The following is a 25648-nucleotide window of genomic DNA, read 5'->3' as shown; positions in this document are numbered from 1 at the left end:
AAACGCCGATGAGCGCCAGCAGCCTTGCCAACTTGCGACATGATTGGTCATTAGCCGAAGTCCGGGCGATGTTCACCCAGCCTTTCAACGACCTGCTTTTCGAGGCACAGACCGTTCACCGCAAGCATTTCAATGCCAACCGGGTTCAAGTTTCGACGCTGTTATCGATCAAGACCGGGGCCTGCCCGGAAGATTGCAAATATTGTCCGCAGTCGGGCCACTACAACACCGGCCTGGCCAAAGAGAAGCTGATGCAGGTGCAGAAGGTGCTTGAAGAAGCACAGCGGGCCAAGGACATCGGTGCCACCCGTTTTTGCATGGGCGCAGCCTGGAAGCACCCGTCGGCCAAAGACATGCCCTACGTGCTGGAAATGGTCAAAGGGGTGAAGGCCATGGGCCTGGAAACCTGCATGACCCTGGGCAAGCTCGATCAGGAGCAGACCGCTGCACTGGCCCATGCCGGTCTCGACTACTACAACCACAACCTCGACACCTCGCCCGAGTTCTACACCAGCATCATCACCACGCGGACCTACAGCGAACGCCTGCAAACCCTGAGTTACGTGCGCGACAGCGGGATGAAAATCTGCTCCGGTGGCATCCTGGGCATGGGCGAGTCGCTGGACGACCGCGCCAACCTGCTGATCCAGCTGGCCAATCTGCCTGAGCACCCGGAATCGGTGCCCATCAACATGCTGGTGAAAGTGGCCGGCACGCCGATGGAGAACGCCGAAGACATCGACCCCTTTGATTTCATCCGCATGCTGGCAGTAGCGCGAATCATGATGCCTCTGAGCCATGTACGCCTGTCCGCAGGTCGTGAGGCAATGAACGAGCAAATGCAGGCGCTGGCGTTCTTTGCCGGGGCCAACTCTATCTTTTACGGCGACAAACTGCTGACCACGGCCAACCCGCAGGCAGACAAGGACATGCGGCTGTTCAGCCGTTTGGGCATTCTGCCGGAAGAGGGTAAAGATCACGCCGACGAGGTGCATCAGGCGGCGATAGAGCACGCGCTTAGGGATCAGAAGTCCAGCGAGCAGTTCTATAACGCTGTGGTTTAACCACCGTGCAGGCCTGTAGTCGTTGCCGCAGGCTGCGATAAGGTCCGCAGGACCTTCGCTTTCAATACCGAAGCCGGGGCCGCTTCGCTGCCCATCGCAGCCTGCGCCAGCGGCTACAAGGGATTATAGTCAGCATGTCATTCGATCTACGCTCCCGGCTGGCCGCACGCCGCGCCGATAACCTGTATCGCCAGCGCCCGCTGCTAGAAAGCCCGCAAGGGCCGCAGGTGGTGGTCGATGGCAAGCCTCTGCTCGCCTTCTGCAATAACGACTACCTGGGCCTGGCCAGTCACCCGCAAGTGATTGAAGCCTGGCAAGCGGGAGCATCGCGCTGGGGCGTAGGCGGCGGTGCGTCGCATCTGGTCATCGGTCACAGCACCCCGCACCACGCACTGGAGGAGGTCCTGGCCGAGTTCACCGGTCGCCCGCGTGCGCTGCTGTTCAGTAACGGATACATGGCCAACATGGGAGCCGTCACCGCGTTGGTCGGGCAAGGCGATACGGTGCTGGAAGACCGCCTCAACCATGCCTCCCTGCTGGATGCCGGTTTGTTGAGCGGGGCGCGCTTCAACCGCTACCTGCATAACGATGCAAGTAGCCTTGCCAAGCGTCTGGAAAAAGCCAGCGGCAGTACGCTGGTGGTCACCGATGGCGTATTCAGCATGGACGGCGATCTGGCCGACCTCCCCGCTCTGGCCCGTGAAACCAAGGCCAAGGGTGCCTGGTTGATGGTAGACGATGCCCACGGTTTTGGTCCGTTGGGCGCCAATGGCGGCGGGATTGCCGAACATTTTGGCCTGAGTGCTGACGATGTGCCGGTACTGGTAGGAACGCTGGGCAAGGCATTTGGCACCAGCGGTGCATTTGTCGCGGGCAGCGAAGAACTGATCGAAAGCCTGATCCAGTTCGCCCGACCTTACATCTACACCACCAGCCAGCCTCCGGCGCTGGCCTGTGCGACGCTCAAAAGCCTTGAGCTGCTGCGCACCGAGCATTGGCGCCGTGAGCATCTGAACAAGTTGATTGCTCAGTTTCGCCTTGGTGCCGAGCAAATTGGCCTGCAGTTGATGGACAGCTTTACGCCGATCCAGCCGATCATGATCGGTGACAGTGGCCAAGCCCTTCGCCTGTCGCAGAGGCTGCGCGAGCGCGGCTTGCTGGTGACTGCAATCCGCCCGCCCACTGTCCCCGCAGGCAGCGCCCGTTTGCGCGTGACACTGTCGGCCGCCCACACAGAAGCACAGGTACAGCTATTGTTAACGGCACTCGACGACTGTTGGCGTACGTTGGAGCCTGCTCATGCGTGATCGTTTGATTCTGCTGCCGGGCTGGGGCCTGGGGGTTTCACCTCTAGAGCCTCTGGCCGAGGCCTTGCGCGGGCTGGACGAGCACTTGCGGGTCGAAATCGAACCGCTACCGCTGCTGCTGTCCACCGCTCTTGACGACTGGCTCGATGAACTCGACGCGACCCTGCCCGACAACGTCTGGCTGGGTGGATGGTCGCTGGGCGGGATGCTTGCCAGCGAGCTGGCTGCGCGTCGCGGCGATCGCTGCTGCGGGCTGGTTACCTTGGCCAGCAACCCGAGCTTTGTCAGTCGCGCGGATTGGCCAGGCGCCATGCCTGTCTCCACGTTCGAGCCGTTCCTGAGCGGTTTTGGTGATGCGCCGAATACCACGCTCAAACGTTTTTGCCTGCTCTGCAGCCAGGGCTCGGATGAGCCGCGGGCGCTTGCCAGCCTGCTGCTGGCCGGCGCACCCAATGCTCAGCCCGATGCCTTGTCGGCCGGCCTTGAATTGCTCGGCAGGCTGGATACGCGGGCAGCCTTGCAGCGTTTCAACGGGCCGCAATTGCACCTGTTTGCGGGGCTTGATGCCCTGGTTCCGGAGCAGGCGGCAAGTGATGTGCTGGCGCTGTTACCCGATGTCGAAGTGGGTCTGATTGAACAGGCCTGTCATGCATTTTTACTGGAAGCCCCGCACGAACTGGCGGCGGCGATTCAGGCTTTTTTACACGAGTCGGGCGATGAATGATTTGAGTATTGCGATGCTTGCGGCCAGCTTGCCGAACAAGCGTCAAGTGGCTGTCTCGTTTTCCCGTGCGGCCGCCAGTTACGACAGCGTCGCCCAATTGCAGCGTGACGTTGGCCATGAGCTGATGGCCCGTTTACCGCAGGATTTGAGCCCGCAGCGCTGGCTGGATCTGGGCAGTGGCACAGGTTATTTCAGCCGCGTGCTGGGTCAGCGCTTTACCCATAGTCAGGGGGTGGCACTGGATATCGCCCAAGGCATGCTGGCGTATGCCCGGCCTTTGGGCGGGGCACAGCATTTTATCGCTGGCGATGCCGAAAGCCTGCCGCTGCAAGCAAACAGTTGTGATCTGATTTTCTCCAGCCTGGCGCTGCAATGGTGTGCTGATTTTCGCGCGGTGCTGAATGAGGCGCAGCGTGTGCTCAAACCTGGTGGGGTCCTGGCCTTCACCAGTTTGTGCGTGGGCACCTTGAATGAGCTGCGTGATAGCTGGCGGGCAGTCGACGGCCAGGCTCACGTCAATCGTTTTCGTGAGTTCACGGCCTATCAGCAGCTTTGCGCCGACAGCGGTCTGCAGGTGCTCGGCTTGCAGAATCAGCCGCATGTGCTGCACTACCCGCAAGTACGCCAGCTGAGCCATGAGCTTAAAGCGCTCGGTGCACATAATCTCAACCCGGGACGTCCTGAGGGGCTGACCGGCAGGGCGCGGGTTCAGGGGCTGGTTGGCGCCTACGAGCAGTTTCGTCAGCCGCTGGGGTTACCGGCGACTTATCAGGTGGTCTACGGCATTCTGGAGAAAGCGCGATGAGCCCAGCGTACTTCATCACCGGTACGGACACAGATGTAGGCAAAACCACGGTGGCGGCAGGTTTTCTGTATGCCGCGCGCACGGCCGGGCTGAGTACGGCCGCGGGCAAGCCGGTTGCCTCGGGTTGTGAAGTCACTCCCCAGGGATTGCGCAATGCTGACGCACTGGCATTGATGGCCGAGAGCTCGATCAAGTTGAGTTATGACGAGGTCAACCCGGTGGCGTTCGAGCCGGCCATCGCCCCGCATATCGCAGCGCGTGAAGCCGGGGTGGTACTGACGGTGCGCTCGCTGCTGGAGCCGATGCAGCACATTCTGGGTCAAAAGGCCGACTTCACCCTGATTGAAGGCGCCGGCGGCTGGCGCGTGCCGTTGTCCGGTCAGGACAGTTTGTCGGAGTTGGCACAGGCGCTGGACCTGCCGGTAATCCTGGTGGTGGGCGTGCGTCTGGGCTGTATCAGCCATGCACTGTTGACCGCCGAGGCGATTGCCCGTGATGGCCTGCAGCTGGCTGGCTGGGTCGCCAATATCATTGGCCCGAAAACCTCACGCCTGGAAGAAAACCTCGCCACCCTGGCGGAGCGATTGCCCGCGCCTTGCCTTGGGCGTGTGCCTAAACTCAAATCAGCGTCGGCGCAGTCCGTGGCTGAATACCTGCAACTGGATTTGCTGGACTGATACACCGCTTGAATCTGTGGGGCGGGCTTGCTCGCGATGGCCTCGCCTCGCCTCGCCTCGGTCTGCCTGACTGTCCGAACCGGCTGTATCGCGAGCAAGCCCACCCCAAAAATATCCCCTCCCTTGATCAGACAAATCCGACCCAAGACGAACGGCGGCTTCGCGCTGCTTGACAATAAATAGGCGTAAACGTATGTTTCAAACACCTGTTTGACCGCCATAACAAATCCACGCGGTTGTTCATCCCCGGTTTCATCAGCAGAGGTTTATCGCTATGCCTGACTACAAGGCCCCCTTGCGTGATATTCGCTTCGTTCGTGACGAACTGCTCGGTTACGAAGCGCACTATCAGAGCCTGCCGGCTTGCCAGGACGCCACTCCAGATATGGTTGACGCCATTCTTGAAGAAGGCGCCAAGTTTTGTGAGCAGGTGCTGGCACCTCTGAACCGCGTGGGTGACATCGAAGGCTGCACCTGGAGCGAAACCGGGGTTAAAACCCCTACAGGCTTCAAAGAAGCCTACAAACAATTCGTTGAAGGCGGCTGGCCGAGCCTGGCTCACGACGTAGAGCACGGTGGTCAAGGCCTGCCGGAATCGCTGGGCCTGGCCGTGAGCGAAATGGTCGGTGCAGCCAACTGGTCGTGGGGCATGTACCCTGGCCTGTCCCATGGTGCGATGAACACCATCTCCGAGCACGGCACCCCCGAGCAGCAAGAGACCTACCTGACCAAGCTGGTGACCGGCGAATGGACCGGCACCATGTGCCTGACCGAATCGCACTGCGGTACTGACCTGGGCCTGCTGCGCACCAAGGCTGAACCTCAGGCTGACGGATCCTACAAGATTTCCGGCACCAAGATCTTTATCTCGGCCGGTGAACACGATATGGCCGATAACATCGTGCACATCGTGCTGGCTCGCCTGCCGGATGCACCGGCTGGCACCAAAGGCATTTCGCTGTTTATCGTACCCAAGTTCAACGCCAACGCCGATGGCAGCATCGGTGAGCGCAACGCCGTGTCCTGTGGCTCGCTTGAGCACAAAATGGGCATCCACGGTAACGCCACCTGCGTGATGAACTTCGACGGCGCCACCGGCTACCTGATCGGCCCGCCGAACAAAGGCCTGAACTGCATGTTCACCTTTATGAACACCGCACGTCTGGGCACCGCGCTGCAAGGCCTGTCCCACGCTGAAATCGCCTTCCAGGGCGGCCTGAAATACGCTCGTGACCGTCTGCAGATGCGTTCGTTGACCGGCCCGAAGGCGCCTGAAAAGGCGGCTGACCCGATCATCGTTCACCCGGACGTACGTCGCATGCTGTTGACCACCAAGGCATTCGCCGAAGGCAACCGTGCAATGGTGTACTTCACCGCCAAGCAAGTCGACATCGTCAAATACGGCGTTGATGAAGAAGAGAAGAAGAAAGCTGACGCACTGCTGGCCTTCATGACACCGATCGCCAAAGCCTTTATGACTGAAGTCGGTTTTGAGTCCGCCAACCACGGCGTGCAAATCTACGGCGGCCACGGCTTTATCGCCGAGTGGGGCATGGAGCAGAACGTTCGCGACAGCCGCATTTCGATGCTGTACGAAGGCACCACCGGCATCCAGGCACTCGACCTGCTGGGCCGTAAAGTGCTGATGACCCAGGGCGAGGCGCTCAAGGGCTTCACCAAGATCGTGCACAAGTTCTGCCAGAGCAACGAAGGCAACGACGTACTCAACGAGTTCGTCACGCCACTGGCTGCGCTGAACAAGGAATGGGGCGAGCTGACCATGAAGGTCGGTATGGCCGCGATGAAAGACCGTGAAGAAGTGGGTGCGGCCTCGGTCGACTACCTGATGTATTCCGGTTATGCCTGCCTGGCCTACTTCTGGGCTGACATGGCGCGCCTGGCAGCTGAAAAGCTGGCGGCCGGCACGTCCGAAGAAGCGTTCTACAAAGCCAAGCTGCAAACGGCCCGCTTCTACTTCCAGCGCATCCTGCCGCGCACCCGCGCGCACGTTGCCACCATGCTGTCGGGCGCTGCCAACCTGATGGACATGAAAGAAGAAGACTTCGACCTGGGCTACTAAGCCTCGGCGGGTCATCTTGCAAAGCCGCTTCTCCTTTTGGGGAGGCGGCTTTTTTAGTTTTGGTGCGCCTTAACTTTCTGTGGGAGCGAGCCTGCTCGCGAAAGCCCTCGCGAGCAGGCTCGCTCCCACATCAGATATGCTCTCGACCAAAACATATATATTAGTCACAGCATGACCCTATGTATCGCTATCGTCGTTAAGCTAGACTGGGTCCTACATTAATAATCGCCGTTTACAGATTACGAGGTTTGCCATGGCTGACTACAAAGCGCCCCTGCGCGATATGCGCTTCGTCCTCAATGAAGTCTTTGAGGTCGCCAAGCTCTGGGCGCAATTGCCTGCGTTGGCAGAGACCGTAGATGCTGAAACGGTTGAAGCCATTCTCGAAGAAGCGGGTAAGGTCACCGCGAAAAGCATCGCGCCGCTGAGCCGCAGTGGTGATGAGGAAGGCTGCCACTGGGACAATGGTGCAGTGACCACCCCGGCCGGTTTTGTCGATGCCTATCGCACCTACGCCGAAGGCGGTTGGGTGGGTGTGGGCGGCGACCCGCAGTTCGGCGGCATGGGCATGCCCAAGGCTGTGTCGGCCCAGGTCGAAGAGATGATCAACTCCTCCAGCCTGTCGTTCGGCCTGTACCCGATGTTGACCGCCGGCGCCTGTGTGTCGATCAACGCGCACGCCAGCGAAGCATTGAAAACGACCTATTTGCCGAATATGTACTCGGGTGTGTGGGCGGGTTCCATGTGTTTGACCGAGCCCCATGCGGGTACTGATCTGGGGATTATTCGGACAAAAGCCGAGCCTCAGGTGGATGGTTCCTACAAAGTCAGCGGCACCAAGATTTTCATCACCGGTGGTGAGCACGACCTGACCGAAAACATTATCCATCTGGTACTGGCCAAATTGCCGGACGCGCCTGCGGGGCCTAAAGGCATCTCGCTGTTTCTGGTGCCCAAGTTCATGGTCAATGCCGATGGCAGCCTGGGTGAGCGCAACCCGGTGACCTGCGGCTCTATCGAGCACAAGATGGGTATTCAGGCTTCGGCCACCTGTGTGATGAACTTCGATGAAGCTGTCGGCTACCTGGTGGGAGAGCCCAACCGTGGCTTGGCCGCCATGTTCACCATGATGAACTATGAGCGTCTGGGGGTTGGCATCCAGGGCCTGGCTTCGGGTGAGCGTTCGTATCAGAACGCCGTGGAATATGCCCGCGATCGCTTGCAGGGGCGCGCTGCAACAGGCGCAGTGGCCAAGGATAAAGTGGCGGACCCGATCATCGTTCACGCCGACGTCCGACGCATGCTGCTGACCATGAAGGCCTCGAACGAAGGCGGTCGGGCCTTCTCTACTTATGTTGCCAACCAGCTGGATATCGCCAAGTTCAGTGAAGACCCGGCAGCCCGTGAGCGCGCCGATGGCCTGGTGGCCTTGCTGACCCCGGTGGCCAAGGCCTTCCTGACCGATCTGGGCCTGGAAACCACCGTGCATGGCCAACAGGTGTTCGGCGGCCACGGCTATATTCGCGAGTGGGGCCAGGAGCAGTTGGTGCGTGATGTGCGCATCACGCAAATCTACGAAGGCACCAACGGTATCCAGGCGCTGGATCTGGTGGGGCGCAAGATCGTTGGCAACCACGGGGCTTACTACCGCCAGTTTGCTGATGAAATCCGTCAGTTCATCGCCACCGCCAACAGCGACCTGAACGAGTTTACCCAGCCACTGGCGGCGGCTTTGGACACACTTGACCAGTTGACAGCCTGGGTACTGGACCGTTCGCAAAACAACCCGAACGAGATCGGCGCAGCCTCCGTTGAGTACCTGCAGGTTTTTGGTTACACAACGTATGCGTACATGTGGGCGTTGATGGCCAGGGCCGCGTTGGGTAAAGAGGCCGATGAAGCCTTCTATGCCAGCAAGCTGGGCACGGCACGCTTCTATTTCGCCCGTTTGCTGCCGCGTATCCACTCGCTGAGCGCGTCGGTCAAGGCGGGTAGCGAGTCGCTTTACCTGCTGGACGAAGCACACTTTTAACCTGTTTAGTGTTTTGTAAGCATTTGCTTACATTACATGCTGACAATCTCCCATATCGGCAGATTGGATCCAGGGGTAATCTACTTTCCATGGACGTAGAGCAGGAAGCTCAAAGCAACAACACGGACACGTAGGATTCTGCCAGGATGGCGGAGTGAAAAGGATGTCAGGGAAACAGTCTGCAAAACCCCGCCTCGGCGGGGTTTTCTTTTTTGTGCGTCAGATTTTTCTCGATTTCCCAGCTCCCACAAGGTGGTCAGCTACAAAGCCCCTTCATCACCCTGCATCACATCTTCAAGCAACGTGCGCAACAGTCCCAAAGTGGCTTGCTGGCGTTGCACATCGCGACACACCAGCCCCACTTGCAGCGGTACCCGTGGCTCGCTCAGCGGCTTCCACAGCAGCGCCTTGTCGTCGTGTTGATGACGCGAGCGCCCTGGCAAGACAGTGGCCAGCTTGCTATGGGGCAGGCTGTCGAGGATCCCCGCCATGGTGTTGAGCTCGGCCTGCACCTGCGGGCGACGGCCCAGATTGGCAAGCTGGGCTTGCCAGATCTGGCGCACCTGAAACTCCTCCCCCAGCAGCAACATTGGCAGCTCTGCCGCCTGGCTCAAGGACACTTTCTTGAATTCGCGCAACGGATGATCCGCCGGGATCACCAGTTGCAGTTCGTCTTCGTAAAGCATCATGGCGTGCAGCCCAGGCTGGCGTGGCGGCAGGTAACTGATGCCAATGTCGAGTGAACCATTCAGCAGGCGCCGTTCGATCTCTATGCCCGTGAGCTCGTAGATCTGTACCACCAAATGGGGTTGGGCCTGACGTACACGCTCCAGCATCTGCGGCACCAGGCTGGTATGCACAGTTTGCAATACACCGATGGCAATGGTGCGCAGGGCCTGGCCCTGAAAGTTGTGCAGAGCCTCTTTGGCCCGCTGCAATCCGTCGAGCAAGGGCAGCGCGTGGTTGTACAGCGTGTGTGCTGCCAAAGTAGGCAGCAGGCGCTTGCTGCTGCGCTCGAACAGGCTCACATCAAGGTTGTGTTCGAGCTGACGGATCTGCTGGGAGAGGGCTGGCTGCGAGATGCAAAGCCGCTCGGCGGCACGGCCCACATGGCCTTCTTCATAGACCGCGACGAAATAACGCAGTTGCTTGAAATCCATAAGTAATGCTTATCGAAAATGCTTAAAAAACGAAATGGCTCAACGGCCTGCCGGCGCCTAGTCTACGCCCATTCCACAAGGCTCATCGAGCCAGAGATGCTGATAGGCAACGGCGTTTTACATAGGCAGGACAATAAACCCGAGCAGAGGTTTACCTTTCCCATGAAGCGTCGGCGGTTGCAAATCGAATCTGTTTATGGTCACAAGGTCCGCGTGCATGAACCTGTTTAACCTGCGTCGCCATTCCCCCAGCCTCGAAGAAATGGCCGCCCACTCTGCGCCATCCAAAGCTGGCAACCACCCGTCCCGAGACTGCCTGATGCCCTGCGTTGAGCGTGAAGCCCAAGTGTTTGTGCGCGGCCAGGGCTCATGGATGTGGGACAGCGACAGCCGTGCATATCTGGATTTTACCCAGGGCAGTGCGGCCAACAGCCTGGGCCACAGCCCGGCGGTGCTGGTCAAGGCAATGACCGAGCAGGCGCAATCATTGCTAAACCCGGGTGCAGGTTTTTTAAACCGCGGGATGTTGAACCTGGCGCAGCGCTTGTGTGAAAGCACCGGTAGTGATCAGGTGCATTTGCTCAACACCGGCGCTGAGGCCAATGAAGGTGCGATCAAGCTGGCACGCAAATGGGGCCAGCTGCATCGCGGTGGCGCCCATCGGATCATCACGGCCAGCCGCAGCTGCCACGGTCGCAGCTTTGGCGCGATGTCGGCTTCGGGCGGCGCTTCTGTGGATAACCGCTTCGAGCCGCAGTTGCCGGGTTTTATCAATGTGCCGTTCAACGATTTGCCGGCGCTGCATGCGGCAGTCGATGCGCAGACCGTGGCCATCATGCTGGAGCCGGTACAAAGCGAAGCCGGGGTGATTCCTGCGACTGAGCACTACCTCAAGGGTGTTGAGCGCTTGTGTCGCGAGCTGGGCATTTTGCTGATCCTGGATGAAGTGCAGACCGGCGTGGGGCGTTGCGGCACCTTGCTGGCAGAACAGAATTACGCCATTCGCGCCGACATCATTACGTTAGGCAAGGGCCTGGGCGGCGGTGTACCAGTGGCCGCATTGCTGGCTCGGGGCAAGGCCTGTTGCCTGGAGCCCGGCGAGCTGGGCGGTACCCATCATGGCAATGCCTTGATGAGCGCAGCGGGGTTGGCGGTGCTGGATACCGTGCTGGACAAGGGCTTTCTGCAGCAGGTTCGCGACGCGGGGCAACACCTGCGCGAGGGTTTGGGCAGGTTGGCAAATAGTTATGCACAGGGCGAATTACGCGGCCAGGGTCTGCTTTGGGGTCTGACCTTGTCGGATAACTCGGCAGACGCTGTGGTCAAGGCGGCGTTGTATGAGGGCTTGCTGATCAGCGCCCCGCAGCCCGACTGCCTGCGTTTTACCCCGGCCCTGTGTGTGAGCAAGGGCAATATCGATGAAATGCTGCTGCGTCTGGCCCGGGCGTTTTCCCGGGTTCGAACGGCGCAATTGCAGTGCCGTCGCGGGGTTGCCGTCTGATTGCAGCCGTTACACAGAATTTAAAGAACCGTCTCGCGGTATAACGCATCGCCCCGTGCCTGATTTCTTCGGTACGGGGCGTTTTTTTTTTGTCTGTGGATAAGTTCAGTCTGAACCTTTGGCTTGCGCCTGGAGTCGATTAGAAGCAGGGCCATTTCTGGCCCGCCACTATCAGGGAGCTGCGCATATGGATCTTATTAAAATCATCTTTGCCATTCTGCTTCCACCGCTGGGTGTGTTTATGCAGGTGGGTTTTGCCGGTGCGTTCTGGCTGAATATTCTGCTGACCCTGTGCGGCTATATCCCGGGCATCGTGCATGCGGTGTGGATTATCGCCAAGCGGTAAACAGGCAGCGACTACAGTTATGTATCGGCCTGCATCACCTGGCTATAAAACAACCATTCCTGTTCCAGTGCATGGGCCTGGTTACTGGCCTTGCGAAAGCCGTGGCGCTCGTCCGGGTAGTAATGGGCCTGGGCCGGGATGCCGTTGTATTGCAGGGCCTGGAGCATGTCGCGGGTTTGTTGCGGCACCACTACAGCGTCCAGCTCACCCTGGAAGAAAATAACCGGCACGCTGATCTGGTTGGCGTACAGCAACGGAGTGCGCGCTGCATAGCGTTCAGCGTCGCGCTCCGGATCGCCAATCAGCCAGTCAAGGTAGTCACCTTCAAACTTGTGGGTGGACCGCGTCAGCGCAATCGGGTCGCTGACCCCGTACAGGCTGGCACCCGCCCGGAACACTTTATGGAATGCCAGCGCGCACAAGGTGGTGTAACCCCCCGCGCTGCCGCCACGAATAAACGCACGGCGGGGAGCAATCAGATCTTGTTCGGTGAGATAACTGACCACCGCGCAGGCATCTTCGACATCCACCACGCCCCAATTCAAATGCAAGGCTTGACGATACTCACGGCCATAGCCGGTGCTGCCGCGATAGTTGAGGTCAGCCACGGCAAAGCCGCGCTGGGTCCAGTATTGAATGCGCGGGTCGAGCATCGGGTAACAGGCCGAAGTCGGACCGCCGTGGATAAATACCAGCAGGGGCGGTTTTTTTTCGCCGTTCATAGCCGGGTAGAAAAAACCGTGGGCATGGCCCGTTCCAGAGGGATAACGCAGAGTTCTCGGGCGGCTGATACGTTCGGGGGGCAGCGGTGCAATGCCACCTGCCAGTACCTCCACCTTATGCTCGGCACGGCAGATACGGATCACGGCTGAAGGGCGTATCGGCGATGCTGCGATGCAGTAGATAAATGCCTCATCCAATGCCAGGCTGCGAAAATGGCTGTAGTCACCGGTGAAGTCTTCGAGGTTGCCGTCAGCTGTGCGGATGCCCAGTCGCCCGAAGCCGTCCTCGGTCCAACTGGCCAGATAGGCCTGCTCTCCCAGCGGCACAAAGGTGCTGGTGCCCAGTTGCCAAGGGGCCGGGGCGTGATCGGCGCGCGCGCTGGGCGCGGGTACCAGGCCTTCGCCAGACTCGGCCCAGGGCTGCCAGAAACCTGCGCGGTCGGTCAGGCAATGGAGCCGGTTATGTTCGTCGAAACGCGGCTGTTGCAGCGATTCCTCATCAAGATCACCGGCCAGGCACTGCGCGGTGTTCCAGCGCCCGGCGGTTTGGCCATCGGCCAGCATCAAACGGGTAGAGGTCCACGGTTGGTGTGGGCGGCTCCATTCGACCCAGGCCAGGCGCTGGCCGTCAGGGCTCAGCGCCGGTGCGCCGTAGAAGTCGGCACCTTCAGCCAGGATCTGACGTTCAAGGGTGCCCAGGTCGATGCTGACCAGTCGGTGTTGGTCGCCGGTTTCTTCGACTGCCAGCACCTGCCCGCCGGCAAACTGCACGCCGCCGTAGCGGCATTCACCCTGGGTCAGTGCCTGCGGGGCGCTACCTTCCAGAGGTTGCAGATAAAGCTGCTGATCGGTTTCGTTGACGAACACCACGGCGTTATCGCTCAGGCAAAACCCGCCACCGCCGTACTCATAGACCCGGCTGCGTGCGCTGAAACCGGCGGGCGTCAGGCAGTGGGCCTGGCCATCGCGCCAGTGCCAGATGCGCGAGGCCGCATCCTGTGGACGATATTCGTTCCAGAACAGGCCTTGAGGGCCGACTCGCAATTCTGCGAAATCAACCCCGGCGGCTACGGCGAGTGCGGCGCTGAAGGGCTCAGCTTTTGGCGATAAGACGTGAGTTTCGTTCATTTCGGAAGGCCAATTGTTCGATGGTCTGGGTGGCGTGCTCGGCTTCTTCGCGCGCCTTGAGAATCAGGTTGTGTTGGGGCGATTTGCTGCACACCGGGTCCGCATTGCTGGCGTCCCCGGTGAGCATAAAGGCCTGGCAACGGCAGCCGCCGAAGTCCTTTTCTTTCTCGTCGCACGAGCGGCAGGGCTCGGGCATCCAGTCATAACCACGAAAACGGTTGAAGCCAAACGAGTCGTACCAGATGTGCTGCATGCTGTGGTCACGCACATTGGGGAACTCGACCGGCATTTGTCGGGCACCATGACACGGCAGGGCCGTGCCGTCAGGTGTAACGGTCAAAAAGATGCTGCCCCAGCCGTTCATGCAGGCTTTTGGGCGTTCTTCGTAATAGTCCGGCGTCACGAAGATCAGCTTGCAGGGGTGACCCTCTGCTTCCAGTTTGGCCCGGTATTCGTTGGTGATGCGCTCAGCCCGTACCAGTTGCTCCTTGGTCGGTAGCAGGCCGACACGGTTGAGCTGGGCCCAGCCGTAGAACTGACAGGTGGCCAGCTCAACAAAGTCGGCTTCAAGGGCGATGCACAGCTCGATGATGCGGTCGATTTTGTCGATGTTGTGCCGATGGGTGACGAAGTTCAGCACCATCGGATAGCCGTGGGCCTTGACTGCCCTGGCCATTTCGAGCTTTTGCGCGAAGGCCTTTTTCGAGCCGGCCAGCAGGTTGTTGACCTGCTCGTCGCTGGCCTGGAAGCTGATCTGGATATGGTCCAGCCCGGCTTTTTTGAAGTCGCTGATCTTTTGCTCGGTCAGGCCGATGCCCGAGGTGATCAAGTTGGTATAGAAACCCAGCTTGCGCGCTTCGCCAATCAACTCGGCCAGATCCTGGCGCACCAGTGGCTCGCCACCGGAGAACCCCAGTTGCGCAGCGCCCATCTCCCGCGCCTCGCGAAACACCTTGATCCACTGTTCGGTGCTCAGTTCTTTGCCCTGCTGGGCGAAGTCCAGCGGGTTGGAGCAATACGGACATTGTAACGGGCAGCGGTAGGTCAATTCAGCCAGCAGCCACAGCGGCAGGCCGACTTCAGGCTTGGGCGGGATACGGCTGTCAGGCAAGTTCGATCCAGTGCTCTGCACGAGCGACCTCCATAAATTGCTCGATATCTGCGCCGAGCTCGGGTACGCCGGGGAACTGTTTGTCCAGTTCGCCAATAATGGCCGCGACGTCGCGCTGGCCGTCGATCAGGCCGCCGATCAGGGCCGCGCTGTCATTGAGCTTGATCATGCCTTCGGGGTACAGCAACACATGGCCTTTTTGCGCGGGCTCGTACTGGTAACGATAGCCGGTGCGCCAGGTCGGGATTTTGCTGCGATCAAAGCTCATAGGGTGATTCCTTTGTGCCAGACACGTTGGCTGGTCACGCTGTGATAGGGCGGGCGGTCCAGCTCGTAGGCCATGGTCATGGCATCGAGCATGCTCCACAGGATATCGAGTTTGAACTGCAGGATTTCCAGCATGCGCTGCTGGCCTTCATAAGTAGTGTAGTGCTGCAGGGTGATTGCCAGCCCGTGCTCCACGTCGCGTCGGGCCTGGCCCAACCGGGTGCGGAAGTATTCGTAGCCGGCGGGGTCGATCCACGGGTAATGCTGGGGCCAGCTGTCCAGGCGCGACTGATGGATTTGCGGCGCAAACATTTCGGTCAGCGAGCTGCTGGCGGCTTCTTCCCATGTAGCGCGGCGGGCGAAGTTGACGTAGGCATCCACGGCAAAACGAACGCCGGGCAGGACCAGCTCTTGAGAGCGCAGTTGATCCGGGTCCAGGCCAACCGCTTGACCGAGGCGCAGCCAGGCTTCGATGCCGCCGTCTTCACCGGGCGCGCCGTCGTGGTCGATCATGCGTTGAATCCACTCGCGGCGCACTTCACGGTCAGGGCAGTTGGCCAGGATCGCGGCATCCTTAAGCGGGATATTGACCTGGTAGTAGTAACGGTTGGCGACCCAGCCCTGGATCTGCTCGCGGGTCGCGCGGCCTTCGTACATTGCCACCTGATAGGGGTGGTAGATGTGGTAATACGCGCCTTTGGCCCGCAGGGCGGCCTCGAATTCGGCGGTAGAGAGTGGGGCTTGGGTCATCTGGTGCCTCCAAAAAAATGTGATGCCTTTGTAGCAGCTGCCGAAGGCTGCGTTCGGCAGCTGCTACAGATTCAGCTTTTACAATTCGATGCTCATGCCATCAAAGGCCACTTCAACCCCCCGGCGTACCAGTTCGGCACGCTCGGCGGAGTCTTCGTCGAGAATCGGGTTGGTGTTGTTGATGTGGATAAGCACTTTGCGCTGCTCGGGCAGTTGCTCAAGCACTTCGAGCATGCCACCGGGGCCGTTTTGCGCCAGATGGCCCATTTCCCGGCCGGTACGGGTGCCTACGCCGCGGCGCTGCATTTCGTCGTCGTCCCACATGGTGCCATCCACCAGCAGGCAGTCACTGCCCGCCATGATTTCCAGCAACGGCGCGTCAACCTTGCCCAGGCCTGGGGCATAGAACAATTTACCGCCCGTGCGCAGGTCTTCAACGATCAGGCCGATATTGTCGCCCGGGTGCGGGTCGAAGCGATGCGGCGAATACGGCGGCGCGGCACTGCGCAGGGGCAGCGGGCTGAAACGCAGGTTGGGGCAGGCCGGGATGGTGAACGAACCTTCCAGCTCGATGCGGTTCCAGTTCAGGCCACCATTCCAGTGCTTGAGCATGGTGAACAGCGGGAAACCGGTGCTCAGGTCTTCGTGGACCATGTCAGTGCACCAGACTTCGTGGGGGCAGCCTTCGCGCAGGCTCAGCAGGCCGGTGGTGTGGTCGATCTGGCTGTCCATCAGAATGATGGCGCTGATCCCGGTATCACGCAGGGCACGGCCCGGTTGCATCGGGGCGAAGTCCTGGAGTTGCGCGCGAATGTCGGGCGAGGTGTTGCACAGCACCCAGTTCACGCCGTCGTCGGAGATCGCAATCGACGATTGGGTACGTGCCTTGGCGTTTAACGAACCATCACGAAAACCCGCGCAGTTGACGCAGTTGCAGTTCCACTGCGGGAAACCACCGCCAGCGGCGGAACCTAGAATCTGGACAAACATGGCGTGTTCTCTTGCAAATCTGGAAATAAAAACGCCCCGGCGAACCGAGGCGTTGGGTTGCTCTGCTCAGTGAAGAAGCAGATCAACGGCTAGCGAAGTACATGGTGACTTCAAAGCCAATACGCAGGTCGGTGTAAGCAGGTTTAGTCCAAGCCATAACATGACTCCTTCAGCGGGTGGGTGAGTAGTGTCTCTTGATTAGTCCAGCTCCCGAAGGAGATGTTCAAAAGCTTAGGTGGCTATGTTACTAAATTTGACGCTTTTTGAACGCCCAATGTCGAAGAAAGCCCTTTGCAGGGTTGGTAATTATCAGCTTCTTCCTGGATAAAACGTTTCAGTTACAGGGCCGGTAGCCACACATAACCAGCGGCTGTCAGGTTGTGTGGTTTGCTGTGCAGCCTTGAGTGTAGTGTCTTGATCCAGCGCCATAAGCGCAGTGTAGAGGGCTGTCAGGTAATCCGACGGGTGGCCTGCAAGCTTGCTTTGCCATAGCAATTCGCTGGCCTGGGACACGCTCAGGGCCTCGCTTGAGAATTGCTGTGCCAGGGCGGCGCGGGCCTGGGTGAAAGATGTTTCATCCAGTGCCGAGACCAGATTTGGCAAATCTACGAGGAAGTTACGGATGTGCTCAAAGATTTGTGCCGTGCTCGCGTGGGGCGATTGCACACCAAACAGCAGGCCGGTTTGGCCATTGATTTGGCGCAAGCCACTGAACACCGCGTATCCCAATTGCAGTTCAACCCGCAGGCGTTGATAGAACGGGGTTTGCGCCACTTGGGCAAGCAGACGCCAGGCAGCTTCGCCCGCCACTGTGGCCTCGGCGGCCGGGCAAAACAGCAGCAGTGCGTGTTCGCTGGAATCACAGGGTACTGTGTGCCAATGGCGCTCGACAGGATGCCCGGACTGAAGCGTCAGTTGCGCATCCGGGGTACCAGGCACCTTGTTCAGCACGGGGCCAATCAAGGCCTGTGTGGCAGATGGCAGGCCGACTGTCAGCCCGTCCCAGCGTGTTTCTGACCAATTGTGGGCCCCGTCACTTTCGCCAGCGGGCGGGCACAGTTCGGGCAGGCGCTTGAGCAGTTGGCGAATGGGCATCAACGTCGCCTCAGGGGGCGTGCCGGCTGATTGCCCGGTGCACGGGCTGGCGAGCGTACGCAGGGCGCTTTCCAGAATGGCGGGCATCGGCTCGTGGTAACCGTACATCTTCAGCAGCCAGTCATTGCCCAAAGCGTTGAGCGAAAGTTCGACACCAGCGTCACGAGCATCCTGGATCAACGGGCGCAGGCTGTTCTGCAGCGCAGGCATCGGGTTGTCGGCAGGTGTAGCGGGCAAACGCCAGCGCAGGTAAATCGCTGCTTCGCCGCTGAGGTTGGGTATTGCCGTGCTGAAACTCATGGCAGACACGTCGCGGCGACTGCGCAAACGATCCTGGGCAAAGGTGCGCAAACCACGGTGAGCGCTGGTTTGCCCGCGAATCAGGCCGGCACTCACCGGCTCCTTCGCTGCTTGCAGAAATGGATTGGGCGCTGGCAGTTGCCAGGCATGGTGCGATAACTGCATTGCCCCTGGCTGCAGCTGCCCCAGCACAACCTTGAGGGTTGTTACGCCTTGATCCGATAAGCCGGGCACATGTTGCTTGCAGTCACTTCGAGCAAGCTCCAGTGCGCCACTGATGTCTTGCTGGCGTTGTTGCAGCAGACAGAACTCTTCACGTAACGCAGGCCAGTCCTGTTGTGCGCGGAAGAACCCCAGCCAGTCATGGAAGGTGTCGCTGATTAGCGTGGCATGTTGGGCAATGGCGTTGGTTGCAGTGAACTCAATCTGTAGCAGTGCCTGGTCTTTGAAGCAGTAGAGCGACGTGGCCTTAAGGGTGTCGATCAGTTGCTGCTGGCGTAACTGTGCGAACAGACCGCCGGCTTTGTCGGCATTGATCCAGTTGCACAGGAACTCCAGCGCCTTGTCAGACTCCGGCGGCAGCTGTTCCAGGGCAAACATCAGGCTCAGGCGCGAGCCGTCAATGTGTTGATAATGTCGCTGCTGACCGGTCATCAAGGCGGGTGCATCGGCCTGTTGCACGGCTTTGCCGGGGCGCAACACAGCGCTGCAGCGCTCGGCCAGGGTGCTCAGTTCACGGATTGCCGACGGGCCGCTCAGGCTCAAGGTCATTTGTCCGGCCTGATAAAAGGTCTGGTAGAAACCTTTCAGGGCTTGCTGAAAACCCGCGCGAGGTACTGGCAGGCTATAACGGTTACCGGCATGGAATGCGCGCAGTGGATGGGCCGGGTTCAATGGCTGGAACAGTTTGATCTCACGCTGTGCCGAAGGCTCACGGGCCCAGGCAATAAATTCGGCATGTAGCACTTCACGTTCACGCAGTTGGTCAGGCAGAGTCATGCGCGGATGGGCGAGCATGTCGCACAAGCGTTCAAGACCCCCTTCGAAAGCACCCATGGGCAGTTCGAAAAAGAAGTCGGTATGCCGCTCGCAGGTTCTGGCATTGACCTGACCGCCGTGGCGCTGTACCCAGGCCATCAGGTTGTCTGCCGCCGGGAAGCGTGCGGTGCCCAGAAACAGCAAGTGTTCAAGGAAGTGCGCCAGGCCCGGCCAGGCCGCAGGCACATCATGGCTGCCTGCGGCGACCCTTAAAACGGCCGCGCAGCGCTTGAGGCGCGGCTCGTGGCGTACGCAGAGGGTCAGGCCGTTTTCAAGGGTCAGACGTTGGGTGTGAGGGTGGTTCAGCGCAGGCATGGGCACTTCCGGAACAGAGAAGCGCTCATGCTAGCGGATTTAGCCCTTGCTCAGCTCGCCATATAGCTCGGGCCGACGGTCTGCGAGGTAAAAGTTGCCGCTTTTTGCATCAGTCAGCTGTTGGCGTTGCAACGTTGCCACCAGCAGGGTCTCATCCTGTTCGGCCAGGGCAATCTGCTTGCCGTTGGGTGCGGCGATGCTGCTTTGGCCGCAGTAATGGATCTCGCCTTCATGGCCACAGTAGTTGGCGTAGGCTACATAGCAGTGGTTTTCGAAAGCGCGGCAACGCACGGTGACATCGGCGATGAACTCGAAGGGCACCATATTCGCGGTGGGTACCACAATCACTTCAGCTCCGGCCAGGGCCAGCCTGCGGGTGTTTTCCGGAAACTCGAGGTCGTAGCAGATCAGCAGGCCGAGCTTCCAGCCGTTGAGTTCAATGACCGGGAATGAGTTGGGGCCCTGGCTGAACATCGAGTGATCGAGTTCGCCGAACAGGTGAGTCTTGCGGTAGTTGCACAGACTTTTGCCGTGTGCGTCGATCAACTGTGCACTGTTGTAGATATGTCCGTCTGCACCGCGCTCGGGGTAGCCGTACACAATGGCCATGCCCGTGGCTTTGGCCAGTTTGGCAATTTGCTGTGCGGCGTCGCCGTCGTGGGCTTGTGCGAGTTCGGCTACGGCTTGCGCGCCGATGTTGTAGCCGGTGAGGAACATTTCGGGCAACACCAGCAGGTCAATGTTATCGGCTTGCTGGGCTGTTTCACGCAAACGCTGCAGATTGCCCGCAACATCCAAGGGCAGAGGCGGGCATTGGTAAAGGGCAATGCGCATGGGGTTCTCCTGGTGTTGACTGTTGGTGTGGGAGCGGGCGTGCTCGCGATATCATCCACCCGATATGCCTGATGCACCGCGTTGCCTGAATCGCGAGCAAGCCCGCTCCCACTGGAATCAATTCACCCTGCGGGGTCAATCCGGCAGCGCAATCGGGCCAATGTCGTGGAACACATCTCCCGGCCCCGGGTTGGCCGCATGGGTGCTGCCGCCAAAGTGATGCATGATGCCCCAGACCGCGTTCAATGAAGTCTGCACCGCGCCCTCAACCCAGGCCGGGGTCCACGACACGTCATCGCCGGCAATAAAGATCCCGCGTTGTTCTGCAGGCATGTCCTGTTGCATGAAGTGCGCATACATCCGCTGGTTGTAGCGGTAATGCCCCGGCAGTGCACCCTTGAACGCGCCCAGGAAATGCGGGTCTGCCTCCCATGAAATGGTGATCGGATCGCCGATGATGCGGCTGGCGATATCTACCTTCGGATAAATCTTTTTCAGCGAGTCGAGGGCCAGCTTCACGCGCTTTTCCACAGGGTGCGGGAGCATTTTCAGCGCATCGCTCATCCACGAGTACGACAGGCATATCACCCCCGGCTTGTCGTCGCCGTTGTCGAACAGGTAGGTGCCACGGGTCAGGCGGTCGGTGAGGGTCATGCTCATCAGGTCGCGGCCGGTTTCCGGGTCTTTGTCCTTCCAGAACGGGCGGTCGACCATGACAAAGGTTTTCGATGATTGCATGTAGCGCGTACGGTCAAGGGCCATCCACAGCTTCTGTGAGAACAGCGACTCTTCGCATTCGATCTGGGTGGTCAGTAGCCAGCTTTGACATGTGACCAGCACGGCTTCGTAGGGGCGTGTGACTCCGAGAATGTCAGTGACGGAAAACATCCCATCTTGTGTGCGAGAGATCGCCTTGACCCCGGTGCGAGGTGCGCCGTTGTGCAGCGAACTCAGGCTGGTGCCTGTAGGCCAATGGGCACAGCGTTCGGGAGCGTGGCGCCAGATTCCCAGTGGCACTTGCTCGACACCGCCAACGACCAGATGCTGATGGTCGTCGCAGTTGGTCATCACCACCCGGAAGATTTCCAGCATCGAGTTGGGGAAGTCCGAATCCCATCCGCCAGTACCAAAACCCACCTGGCCAAACACTTCGCGGTGCTGGAATGACAGTTTGGCAAAGGCCTTGGAGGTCGCGACGAAGTCGTAGAACGTGCGGTCGTCCCACAGAGGAACCAGCGTGTTCCACAGCTCTTTGAGGCGAGGGACGTCGCGGTCACGGATGGCTTGCTGAATATCGCCAAAGCGCGAACCTTCCTCCAGCGCATCGGCCCAGGCGTCGGCCACTTCCTGAAACAGGGCAGGCAGATCCGCCAGTTTTTGTGCGTAGAAGGTTTGGCCTTCGAGGTCGATAACCGTACTGCCGGAAGCTGGGGTCAGCGGGTTGGGGAAGGGTTTGGTCTCCAGCCCCAGCTTGTCGACATAGTGGTAAAACGCTGTTGACGACACTGGAAAGCGCATGCCGCCGAGCTCGGCAATCACCCCTTCACTGCCCTCAAAGGCTTGCGAGCGCAGGCGCCCACCCATTTTCGAGGCTTCATATACCACGGGTTTGAGGCCCAGCTTCATCAACTCGTAGGCCGCCACCATCCCGGCCATGCCAGCACCGACAATCGCTACCTCAGCGCCAAGTTTATGTGTGGGAATACTGCCCAGGCCAGCGGGGTGTTCGATCCAGTCATCGAAGGCAAACGGGAAGTCCGGGCCGAAGATGGTGACGGGTTTTTTACCGTCGACAGGGTGACGATTATTCTTGTTCATGGCTGACCTTGCTGGCGACCCAAGCTTTACCTTGAGTATAGAAAAAGACAGGCACCATGATAGGCAGCGCAGAACACGTAAATAAGACGCAAACTGTCGTCGTTATGACTTTTATTTAGTCAATATGACGAAGCGGCTAGTCGATGTGACTTATCCGCGATCAACTTTGCTGCTGAGGATGATTGAGGTGGTGGTTTTCTCGACGCCTTCGACACTGCCGATCTGATCGAGCAACTGGTCCAGCTGCTCGGGTGAATCGCTGCGCAGCCAAGCCACGTAATCGAATTCGCCACTGACTGCGCACAGTTGCTGCACCTGGGCCATCGCACTCAAGCGTCGCACCACGTCCTTGCCGGAGCGTGGCTGCACGGTAATCCCGACATAGGCCTGCAGGCCGCCATCAATCAGGCGCTGGCCCAAGCGAACCCCGTAGCCGGTAATCACCCCGGTTTTCTCCAGCCGCGCCAGGCGTGATGTCACGGTGGTGCGGGCAATCCCCAATTGGCGTGCCAGCATTGCCACGCTTTCCCGGGCATTGAGCTGCAAGGCCGCGATCAATTGACGGTCGATTTCATCCAGTGCAGGGGGGCGGGTGTCAGGCAAGGGTGGCTCCAGGGGCTGCGTGATTGTTGGTCTTAGTCGAGTTTGCTACTCAGTGTCTGGTCACCTTGGAGGCTGACGCCGTACTGAATTTGGTAGCGTGTGCTGCGCCCACTGCCAGGCAGGCGAGTGATGCAGCCTTTCGCAAGCAGGTCACCCAGGTGGCGGGTCGCGGTAGCCTTGGAGACTTTGGTCACGGCTTGGTATTGAGCGGCGTTTATACCGTTCTCGAAGCCGCGTTCGCCACCGTCGAGCAGGTGGTTCAGCACCTTGAGCTGTTCGGCTAGCAGGGCCTGGTCGCGGTGTAGTTGCCAGAAACGGGCCTTGCTCAATACTCGTTCAATCCGGGCAAGGGCTTGCTCCAGGCTTTTAAGCAGCGTGGCTAGAAACCACTGCAACCAAGGAGTGATATCCAGTGTGCCTTTCTGGCTGGACTCCAGAATTCGGTAATAACCGGTGCGGTCATCAAGAATGCTGGCTGACATGGCATAGAAGCGGATGGATTGCTGCTCACTCTGGGCCAATGCCAAATCGGTGAGCGTGCGAGTGAGGCGGCCGTTGCCGTCATCGAACGGATGCAAGGTAACGAACCAAAAGTGGGCAATGCCAGCACGTAGTAAAGGATCAAGGCTGACATCGATTCTGCTGCTCTCGAACCAAGTGAGGAAGTCGCCCAGTTGCTCTTCCAGCCCGGCACGTGGTGGTGCTTCAAAATGCACGGTGGGGTGGTGGAGGGGCCCGGATACTACCTGCATGGGTTCTTCGCCGCGCAGCGTGCCAGTGTGCAGTGGGCGGGCCAACAGCTTGTCCTCGCCGGGGAACAGCCAGCAGTGCCACTTATAGAGGCGTTCAAGATCCAGCAAGCGTTGATGCGCACTTGTGGCATCGAACAACAATTGTGCCAAGCCTTCGGAGCGTGCAGTTGTGCGACCTGTTCCGGTCAGCCCCATGCGGCGAGCCAGGGATGAACGTACAGAGCCTGCATTCAGCTGTTCGCCCTCAATGGCTGATGAGGTAACGATGTTTTGCAGCATGGTGTCCAGGCTGTTGAGCGCTTCATTATCACTTCCGACAGCGCCAATCATCCCCAGCAAACGGCCCTGAGCCTGGGTACAGGCACGCAATAGCGGGTTAAGCATCTCAGCTTGCCAGCTAAAGTTTGGCCAGCCGGGCTGTTGCCAGATCCAGGGGGAATCGTTCATGGGCTTTACTCGTCTATGAGCCGATTAATGAATATATTCGGCTCATATAGTGAGCCGATAATGCCGGCTAATCGGCTCACTGTCTAACCTGGGATGCAGGGTAAGCCGACGAAAGGACTATAGAGCTGGCCTGTGGACGTTTTGTGGACGCAAACCGGTTTTCTGGGCGTTTTGAAAAGCAAAATCCCAAACCCCGGAAACACAAAAGCCGCGCAGTGCGCGGCTTTGAGTTTGGTGGGCCCAGTAGGACTCGAACCTACGACCAAGGGATTATGAGTTACTGGGCGAACGAGTATGCCTAGAGAAGTCGTTCGTAGGTGAACGTAGGTTGGCATAGCTGGAGCCCCGTAGTACGTGTTGTTTAGCGTATTTTTTAGATGGTTGATCTAGCTGGGCACTGTACCGTGATTGTACTCACTTAGCAGCAAGTGACTCTCCTTTGCTTTTAAACAACTTAGCTCCGTCCTAGCAGTGGCTTACTCTTTGCTATCAAGAAGTTAAGCGGTCTAGCGAATTGCTACCAAAGCGCCATGCACAGGTATCCAGCAGCTTTGGCCCTTTTACCCTTTGCTAACCGCCGCTTCGGGTCTATTAGGGCTCTGCTTCATCTGCAACACTTTTTGTTGTTACACAGAATTTAGCGGGCGCGTCCATCGGTGGGCTCACAGCTAAAAACGATCATTCGGACGTATCTAGGACGCTAGGGGGCTTTTCAACCTCAAGCCAGCCAAGTTGGCCAATGACACAGAAGAGCAGCACGCTTTGCGTGATATCATTCGGCCACTTTGGTCGAAAAATGATCACCTGGTGAATGGAGTCAACGTGAACGAAGAAGAACAATATCCACACAGTGCCGTTTCTTCCTGGAGCGGCTTTGTATACCAAGGGAAAATCGCCCTATATCACTGCCTTAAGTTAATAGATGAAGGCGATGTGGATTTTGAACTACAGCTGGATAGTACCGATGATTTTGCTATATATAAAAGCGGAATTCTAGCTAGTGCCCATCAAGTTAAGGCGAATATAGGTAAATATCGTTCTGACTACAAAGATGCTTTAGTAAAATCAGCAAAGGTAGAATTGGACAGGGTTAAAGGGGTTTCTCGGTTTTTTCATGTATCTATAGCAATTTCAGATGCGGGTGATTACAAGGATGATAATGGTGAGGTTGTTATTTTTTATCCTTATGGGGATGACAAGTATTGCAGTTTGGATGCGATAGAAGAACTCACAAAAGCAGTTATAACTAAAATTTGCCAAGCCAAAGATATAGACTTGAGTGCAAATCTTTTAAATTTAAACTACTGTTTATTGTCTGAAAAAATCAGCTCTAAGGCAATCGAAATCCATAAGACTATTCAAGTGGATGGGGACTCTCAAAGAAGAGCTGCATACACAAATAGGATTCTTGGTCAAAGTATTCTAGAAGATATTATTAAGAATGATCCTTATAGCGATTCGGATTATTACGCTGTAAATCTTAAGAGTAGGCTTCACGCGCATTTTGAAGATAGATTAGAGCAATCAGTACTTGGCATGACAGACGCCAGTTATGAGAGAGCTCGAAAGCTCTATGAGCATATTAGGGTAACTCCCGCTGATGAAATAAAGTGTTTGTGTCAGCTAATTAAACCATCGGAGCGCTTTAGTCTTATTCAGAAAGGGGACATTAGGAAGTATGTAGGGCTTATCCAAGATATAGGTGTTGAATCGCCCCGGGTTTCCTAGACACTCTCCAGGCTCGCTGCGTAACGCTTTTCAAACTCTACCGGTGACAGCTGA

22 protein-coding genes are annotated in these 25648 nt (G+C 58.5%); 10 read left to right on the top strand and 12 right to left on the bottom strand.

Translation table 11 applies throughout. The annotated features are described in order from the left end of the window. The first annotated feature begins 8 nt into the window (after positions 1–8). From bioB to GHO42_RS08930, 7 genes are all read left to right on the top strand, one after another. Complete coding sequence (gene bioB / locus GHO42_RS08960; RefSeq protein WP_094999908.1) at positions 9–1064, top strand: biotin synthase BioB; 1056 nt, start codon at positions 9–11, stop codon at positions 1062–1064. Between the two features lie 134 nt (positions 1065–1198). Further along, positions 1199–2371, top strand: a complete 1173-nt coding sequence (gene bioF, locus GHO42_RS08955; protein WP_153327698.1) for an 8-amino-7-oxononanoate synthase — start codon at positions 1199–1201, stop codon at positions 2369–2371. After that, on the top strand, positions 2364–3095 hold the full coding sequence (locus GHO42_RS08950) for an alpha/beta fold hydrolase (protein WP_153327695.1): 732 nt from the start codon (positions 2364–2366) through the stop codon (positions 3093–3095). Before bioF ends, GHO42_RS08950 begins: the two co-directional genes overlap by 8 nt. Next, the gene (gene bioC / locus GHO42_RS08945) at positions 3088–3900 is read left to right on the top strand and encodes a malonyl-ACP O-methyltransferase BioC (RefSeq protein WP_153327693.1); all 813 of its coding nucleotides are present in this window, start codon (positions 3088–3090) and stop codon (positions 3898–3900) included. Before GHO42_RS08950 ends, bioC begins: the two co-directional genes overlap by 8 nt. Beyond that, positions 3897–4577: a dethiobiotin synthase gene (gene bioD / locus GHO42_RS08940; protein ID WP_094999912.1), complete on the top strand. Its 681-nt coding sequence runs from the start codon at positions 3897–3899 to the stop codon at positions 4575–4577. Before bioC ends, bioD begins: the two co-directional genes overlap by 4 nt. Positions 4578–4851: 274 nt before the next feature. Next, on the top strand, positions 4852–6657 hold the full coding sequence (locus tag GHO42_RS08935) for a phenylacyl-CoA dehydrogenase (RefSeq protein WP_094999913.1): 1806 nt from the start codon (positions 4852–4854) through the stop codon (positions 6655–6657). A gap of 253 nt (positions 6658–6910) precedes the next feature. Continuing rightward, entirely contained in the window at positions 6911–8689 is a 1779-nt protein-coding gene (locus GHO42_RS08930; RefSeq protein ID WP_094999914.1) for an acyl-CoA dehydrogenase C-terminal domain-containing protein, read from the top strand. Between the two features lie 260 nt (positions 8690–8949). Here GHO42_RS08930 and GHO42_RS08925 read toward each other — a convergent pair whose 3' ends face one another. Then, a complete protein-coding gene (locus GHO42_RS08925; protein ID WP_094999915.1) occupies positions 8950–9849 on the bottom strand; it encodes a LysR family transcriptional regulator in 900 nt (299 codons plus the stop codon). Positions 9850–10066: 217 nt separating this feature from the next. Between GHO42_RS08925 and GHO42_RS08920 the strand changes: the two genes are divergently transcribed. Both GHO42_RS08920 and GHO42_RS08915 read left to right on the top strand, forming a co-directional pair. After that, a complete protein-coding gene (locus GHO42_RS08920; protein WP_095019489.1) occupies positions 10067–11350 on the top strand; it encodes an aspartate aminotransferase family protein in 1284 nt (427 codons plus the stop codon). Positions 11351–11537: 187 nt separating this feature from the next. Beyond that, complete coding sequence (locus tag GHO42_RS08915) at positions 11538–11696, top strand: YqaE/Pmp3 family membrane protein (RefSeq protein WP_004419451.1); 159 nt, start codon at positions 11538–11540, stop codon at positions 11694–11696. 17 nt (positions 11697–11713) lie between these two features. Here GHO42_RS08915 and GHO42_RS08910 read toward each other — a convergent pair whose 3' ends face one another. The 11 genes from GHO42_RS08910 to GHO42_RS08860 form a co-directional block, all read right to left on the bottom strand. Beyond that, positions 11714–13546 (bottom strand): S9 family peptidase, encoded by a 1833-nt coding sequence (locus GHO42_RS08910; protein ID WP_130872138.1) that lies wholly within the window; start codon positions 13544–13546, stop codon positions 11714–11716. After that, positions 13512–14657 (bottom strand): pyrroloquinoline quinone biosynthesis protein PqqE, encoded by a 1146-nt coding sequence (gene pqqE, locus GHO42_RS08905; protein WP_153327691.1) that lies wholly within the window; start codon positions 14655–14657, stop codon positions 13512–13514. Before pqqE ends, GHO42_RS08910 begins: the two co-directional genes overlap by 35 nt. Continuing rightward, the gene (gene pqqD / locus GHO42_RS08900) at positions 14650–14925 is read right to left on the bottom strand and encodes a pyrroloquinoline quinone biosynthesis peptide chaperone PqqD (RefSeq protein ID WP_094999919.1); all 276 of its coding nucleotides are present in this window, start codon (positions 14923–14925) and stop codon (positions 14650–14652) included. Before pqqD ends, pqqE begins: the two co-directional genes overlap by 8 nt. Then, positions 14922–15674, bottom strand: a complete 753-nt coding sequence (gene pqqC / locus GHO42_RS08895) for a pyrroloquinoline-quinone synthase PqqC (RefSeq protein ID WP_016782463.1) — start codon at positions 15672–15674, stop codon at positions 14922–14924. Before pqqC ends, pqqD begins: the two co-directional genes overlap by 4 nt. 78 nt (positions 15675–15752) lie before the next feature. Beyond that, positions 15753–16664 (bottom strand): pyrroloquinoline quinone biosynthesis protein PqqB, encoded by a 912-nt coding sequence (gene pqqB / locus GHO42_RS08890; RefSeq protein WP_048361138.1) that lies wholly within the window; start codon positions 16662–16664, stop codon positions 15753–15755. 82 nt (positions 16665–16746) lie between these two features. Next, on the bottom strand, positions 16747–16821 hold the full coding sequence (pqqA, locus tag GHO42_RS08885; RefSeq protein ID WP_003444522.1) for a pyrroloquinoline quinone precursor peptide PqqA: 75 nt from the start codon (positions 16819–16821) through the stop codon (positions 16747–16749). Positions 16822–16973: 152 nt separating this feature from the next. Continuing rightward, positions 16974–19412 (bottom strand): pyrroloquinoline quinone biosynthesis protein PqqF, encoded by a 2439-nt coding sequence (gene pqqF, locus GHO42_RS08880; protein WP_153327689.1) that lies wholly within the window; start codon positions 19410–19412, stop codon positions 16974–16976. A 39-nt stretch (positions 19413–19451) separates the two neighbouring features. Then, positions 19452–20246 (bottom strand): carbon-nitrogen hydrolase family protein, encoded by a 795-nt coding sequence (locus tag GHO42_RS08875; protein WP_153327687.1) that lies wholly within the window; start codon positions 20244–20246, stop codon positions 19452–19454. Positions 20247–20381: 135 nt separating this feature from the next. Continuing rightward, positions 20382–22064, bottom strand: a complete 1683-nt coding sequence (locus GHO42_RS08870; protein ID WP_094999922.1) for an NAD(P)/FAD-dependent oxidoreductase — start codon at positions 22062–22064, stop codon at positions 20382–20384. 150 nt (positions 22065–22214) lie between these two features. Further along, positions 22215–22667: an Lrp/AsnC family transcriptional regulator gene (locus GHO42_RS08865; protein WP_016782458.1), complete on the bottom strand. Its 453-nt coding sequence runs from the start codon at positions 22665–22667 to the stop codon at positions 22215–22217. 32 nt (positions 22668–22699) lie between these two features. Then, on the bottom strand, positions 22700–23866 hold the full coding sequence (locus GHO42_RS08860; protein ID WP_095020441.1) for a Fic family protein: 1167 nt from the start codon (positions 23864–23866) through the stop codon (positions 22700–22702). 822 nt (positions 23867–24688) lie between these two features. Here GHO42_RS08860 and GHO42_RS08855 point away from each other — a divergent pair. Then, the gene (locus GHO42_RS08855) at positions 24689–25594 is read left to right on the top strand and encodes an ABC-three component system protein (RefSeq protein WP_153327685.1); all 906 of its coding nucleotides are present in this window, start codon (positions 24689–24691) and stop codon (positions 25592–25594) included. Positions 25595–25648: the final 54 nt, after the last annotated feature.

The organism is Pseudomonas sp. FSL R10-0056, from assembly GCF_009600105.1.
In the GTDB taxonomy this organism is placed as follows: Bacteria; Pseudomonadota; Gammaproteobacteria; order Pseudomonadales; family Pseudomonadaceae; genus Aquipseudomonas; species Aquipseudomonas bubulae.
Note: the sequence above shows the minus strand (reverse complement) of the source record. Positions and strands in the feature narration are given on the sequence as shown.

Coding starts and splice junctions, on each gene's coding strand:
- bioB (WP_094999908.1), top strand. CDS start 9: ATGAGCGCCAGCAGCCTTGCCAACTTGCGACATGATTGGTCATTAGCC.
- bioF (WP_153327698.1), top strand. CDS start 1,199: ATGTCATTCGATCTACGCTCCCGGCTGGCCGCACGCCGCGCCGATAAC.
- GHO42_RS08950 (WP_153327695.1), top strand. CDS start 2,364: ATGCGTGATCGTTTGATTCTGCTGCCGGGCTGGGGCCTGGGGGTTTCA.
- bioC (WP_153327693.1), top strand. CDS start 3,088: ATGAATGATTTGAGTATTGCGATGCTTGCGGCCAGCTTGCCGAACAAG.
- bioD (WP_094999912.1), top strand. CDS start 3,897: ATGAGCCCAGCGTACTTCATCACCGGTACGGACACAGATGTAGGCAAA.
- GHO42_RS08935 (WP_094999913.1), top strand. CDS start 4,852: ATGCCTGACTACAAGGCCCCCTTGCGTGATATTCGCTTCGTTCGTGAC.
- GHO42_RS08930 (WP_094999914.1), top strand. CDS start 6,911: ATGGCTGACTACAAAGCGCCCCTGCGCGATATGCGCTTCGTCCTCAAT.
- GHO42_RS08925 (WP_094999915.1), bottom strand. CDS start 9,849: ATGGATTTCAAGCAACTGCGTTATTTCGTCGCGGTCTATGAAGAAGGC.
- GHO42_RS08920 (WP_095019489.1), top strand. CDS start 10,067: ATGAACCTGTTTAACCTGCGTCGCCATTCCCCCAGCCTCGAAGAAATG.
- GHO42_RS08915 (WP_004419451.1), top strand. CDS start 11,538: ATGGATCTTATTAAAATCATCTTTGCCATTCTGCTTCCACCGCTGGGT.
- GHO42_RS08910 (WP_130872138.1), bottom strand. CDS start 13,546: ATGAACGAAACTCACGTCTTATCGCCAAAAGCTGAGCCCTTCAGCGCC.
- pqqD (WP_094999919.1), bottom strand. CDS start 14,925: ATGAGCTTTGATCGCAGCAAAATCCCGACCTGGCGCACCGGCTATCGT.
- pqqC (WP_016782463.1), bottom strand. CDS start 15,674: ATGACCCAAGCCCCACTCTCTACCGCCGAATTCGAGGCCGCCCTGCGG.
- pqqB (WP_048361138.1), bottom strand. CDS start 16,664: ATGTTTGTCCAGATTCTAGGTTCCGCCGCTGGCGGTGGTTTCCCGCAG.
- pqqF (WP_153327689.1), bottom strand. CDS start 19,412: ATGCCTGCGCTGAACCACCCTCACACCCAACGTCTGACCCTTGAAAAC.
- GHO42_RS08875 (WP_153327687.1), bottom strand. CDS start 20,246: ATGCGCATTGCCCTTTACCAATGCCCGCCTCTGCCCTTGGATGTTGCG.
- GHO42_RS08870 (WP_094999922.1), bottom strand. CDS start 22,064: ATGAACAAGAATAATCGTCACCCTGTCGACGGTAAAAAACCCGTCACC.
- GHO42_RS08860 (WP_095020441.1), bottom strand. CDS start 23,866: ATGAACGATTCCCCCTGGATCTGGCAACAGCCCGGCTGGCCAAACTTT.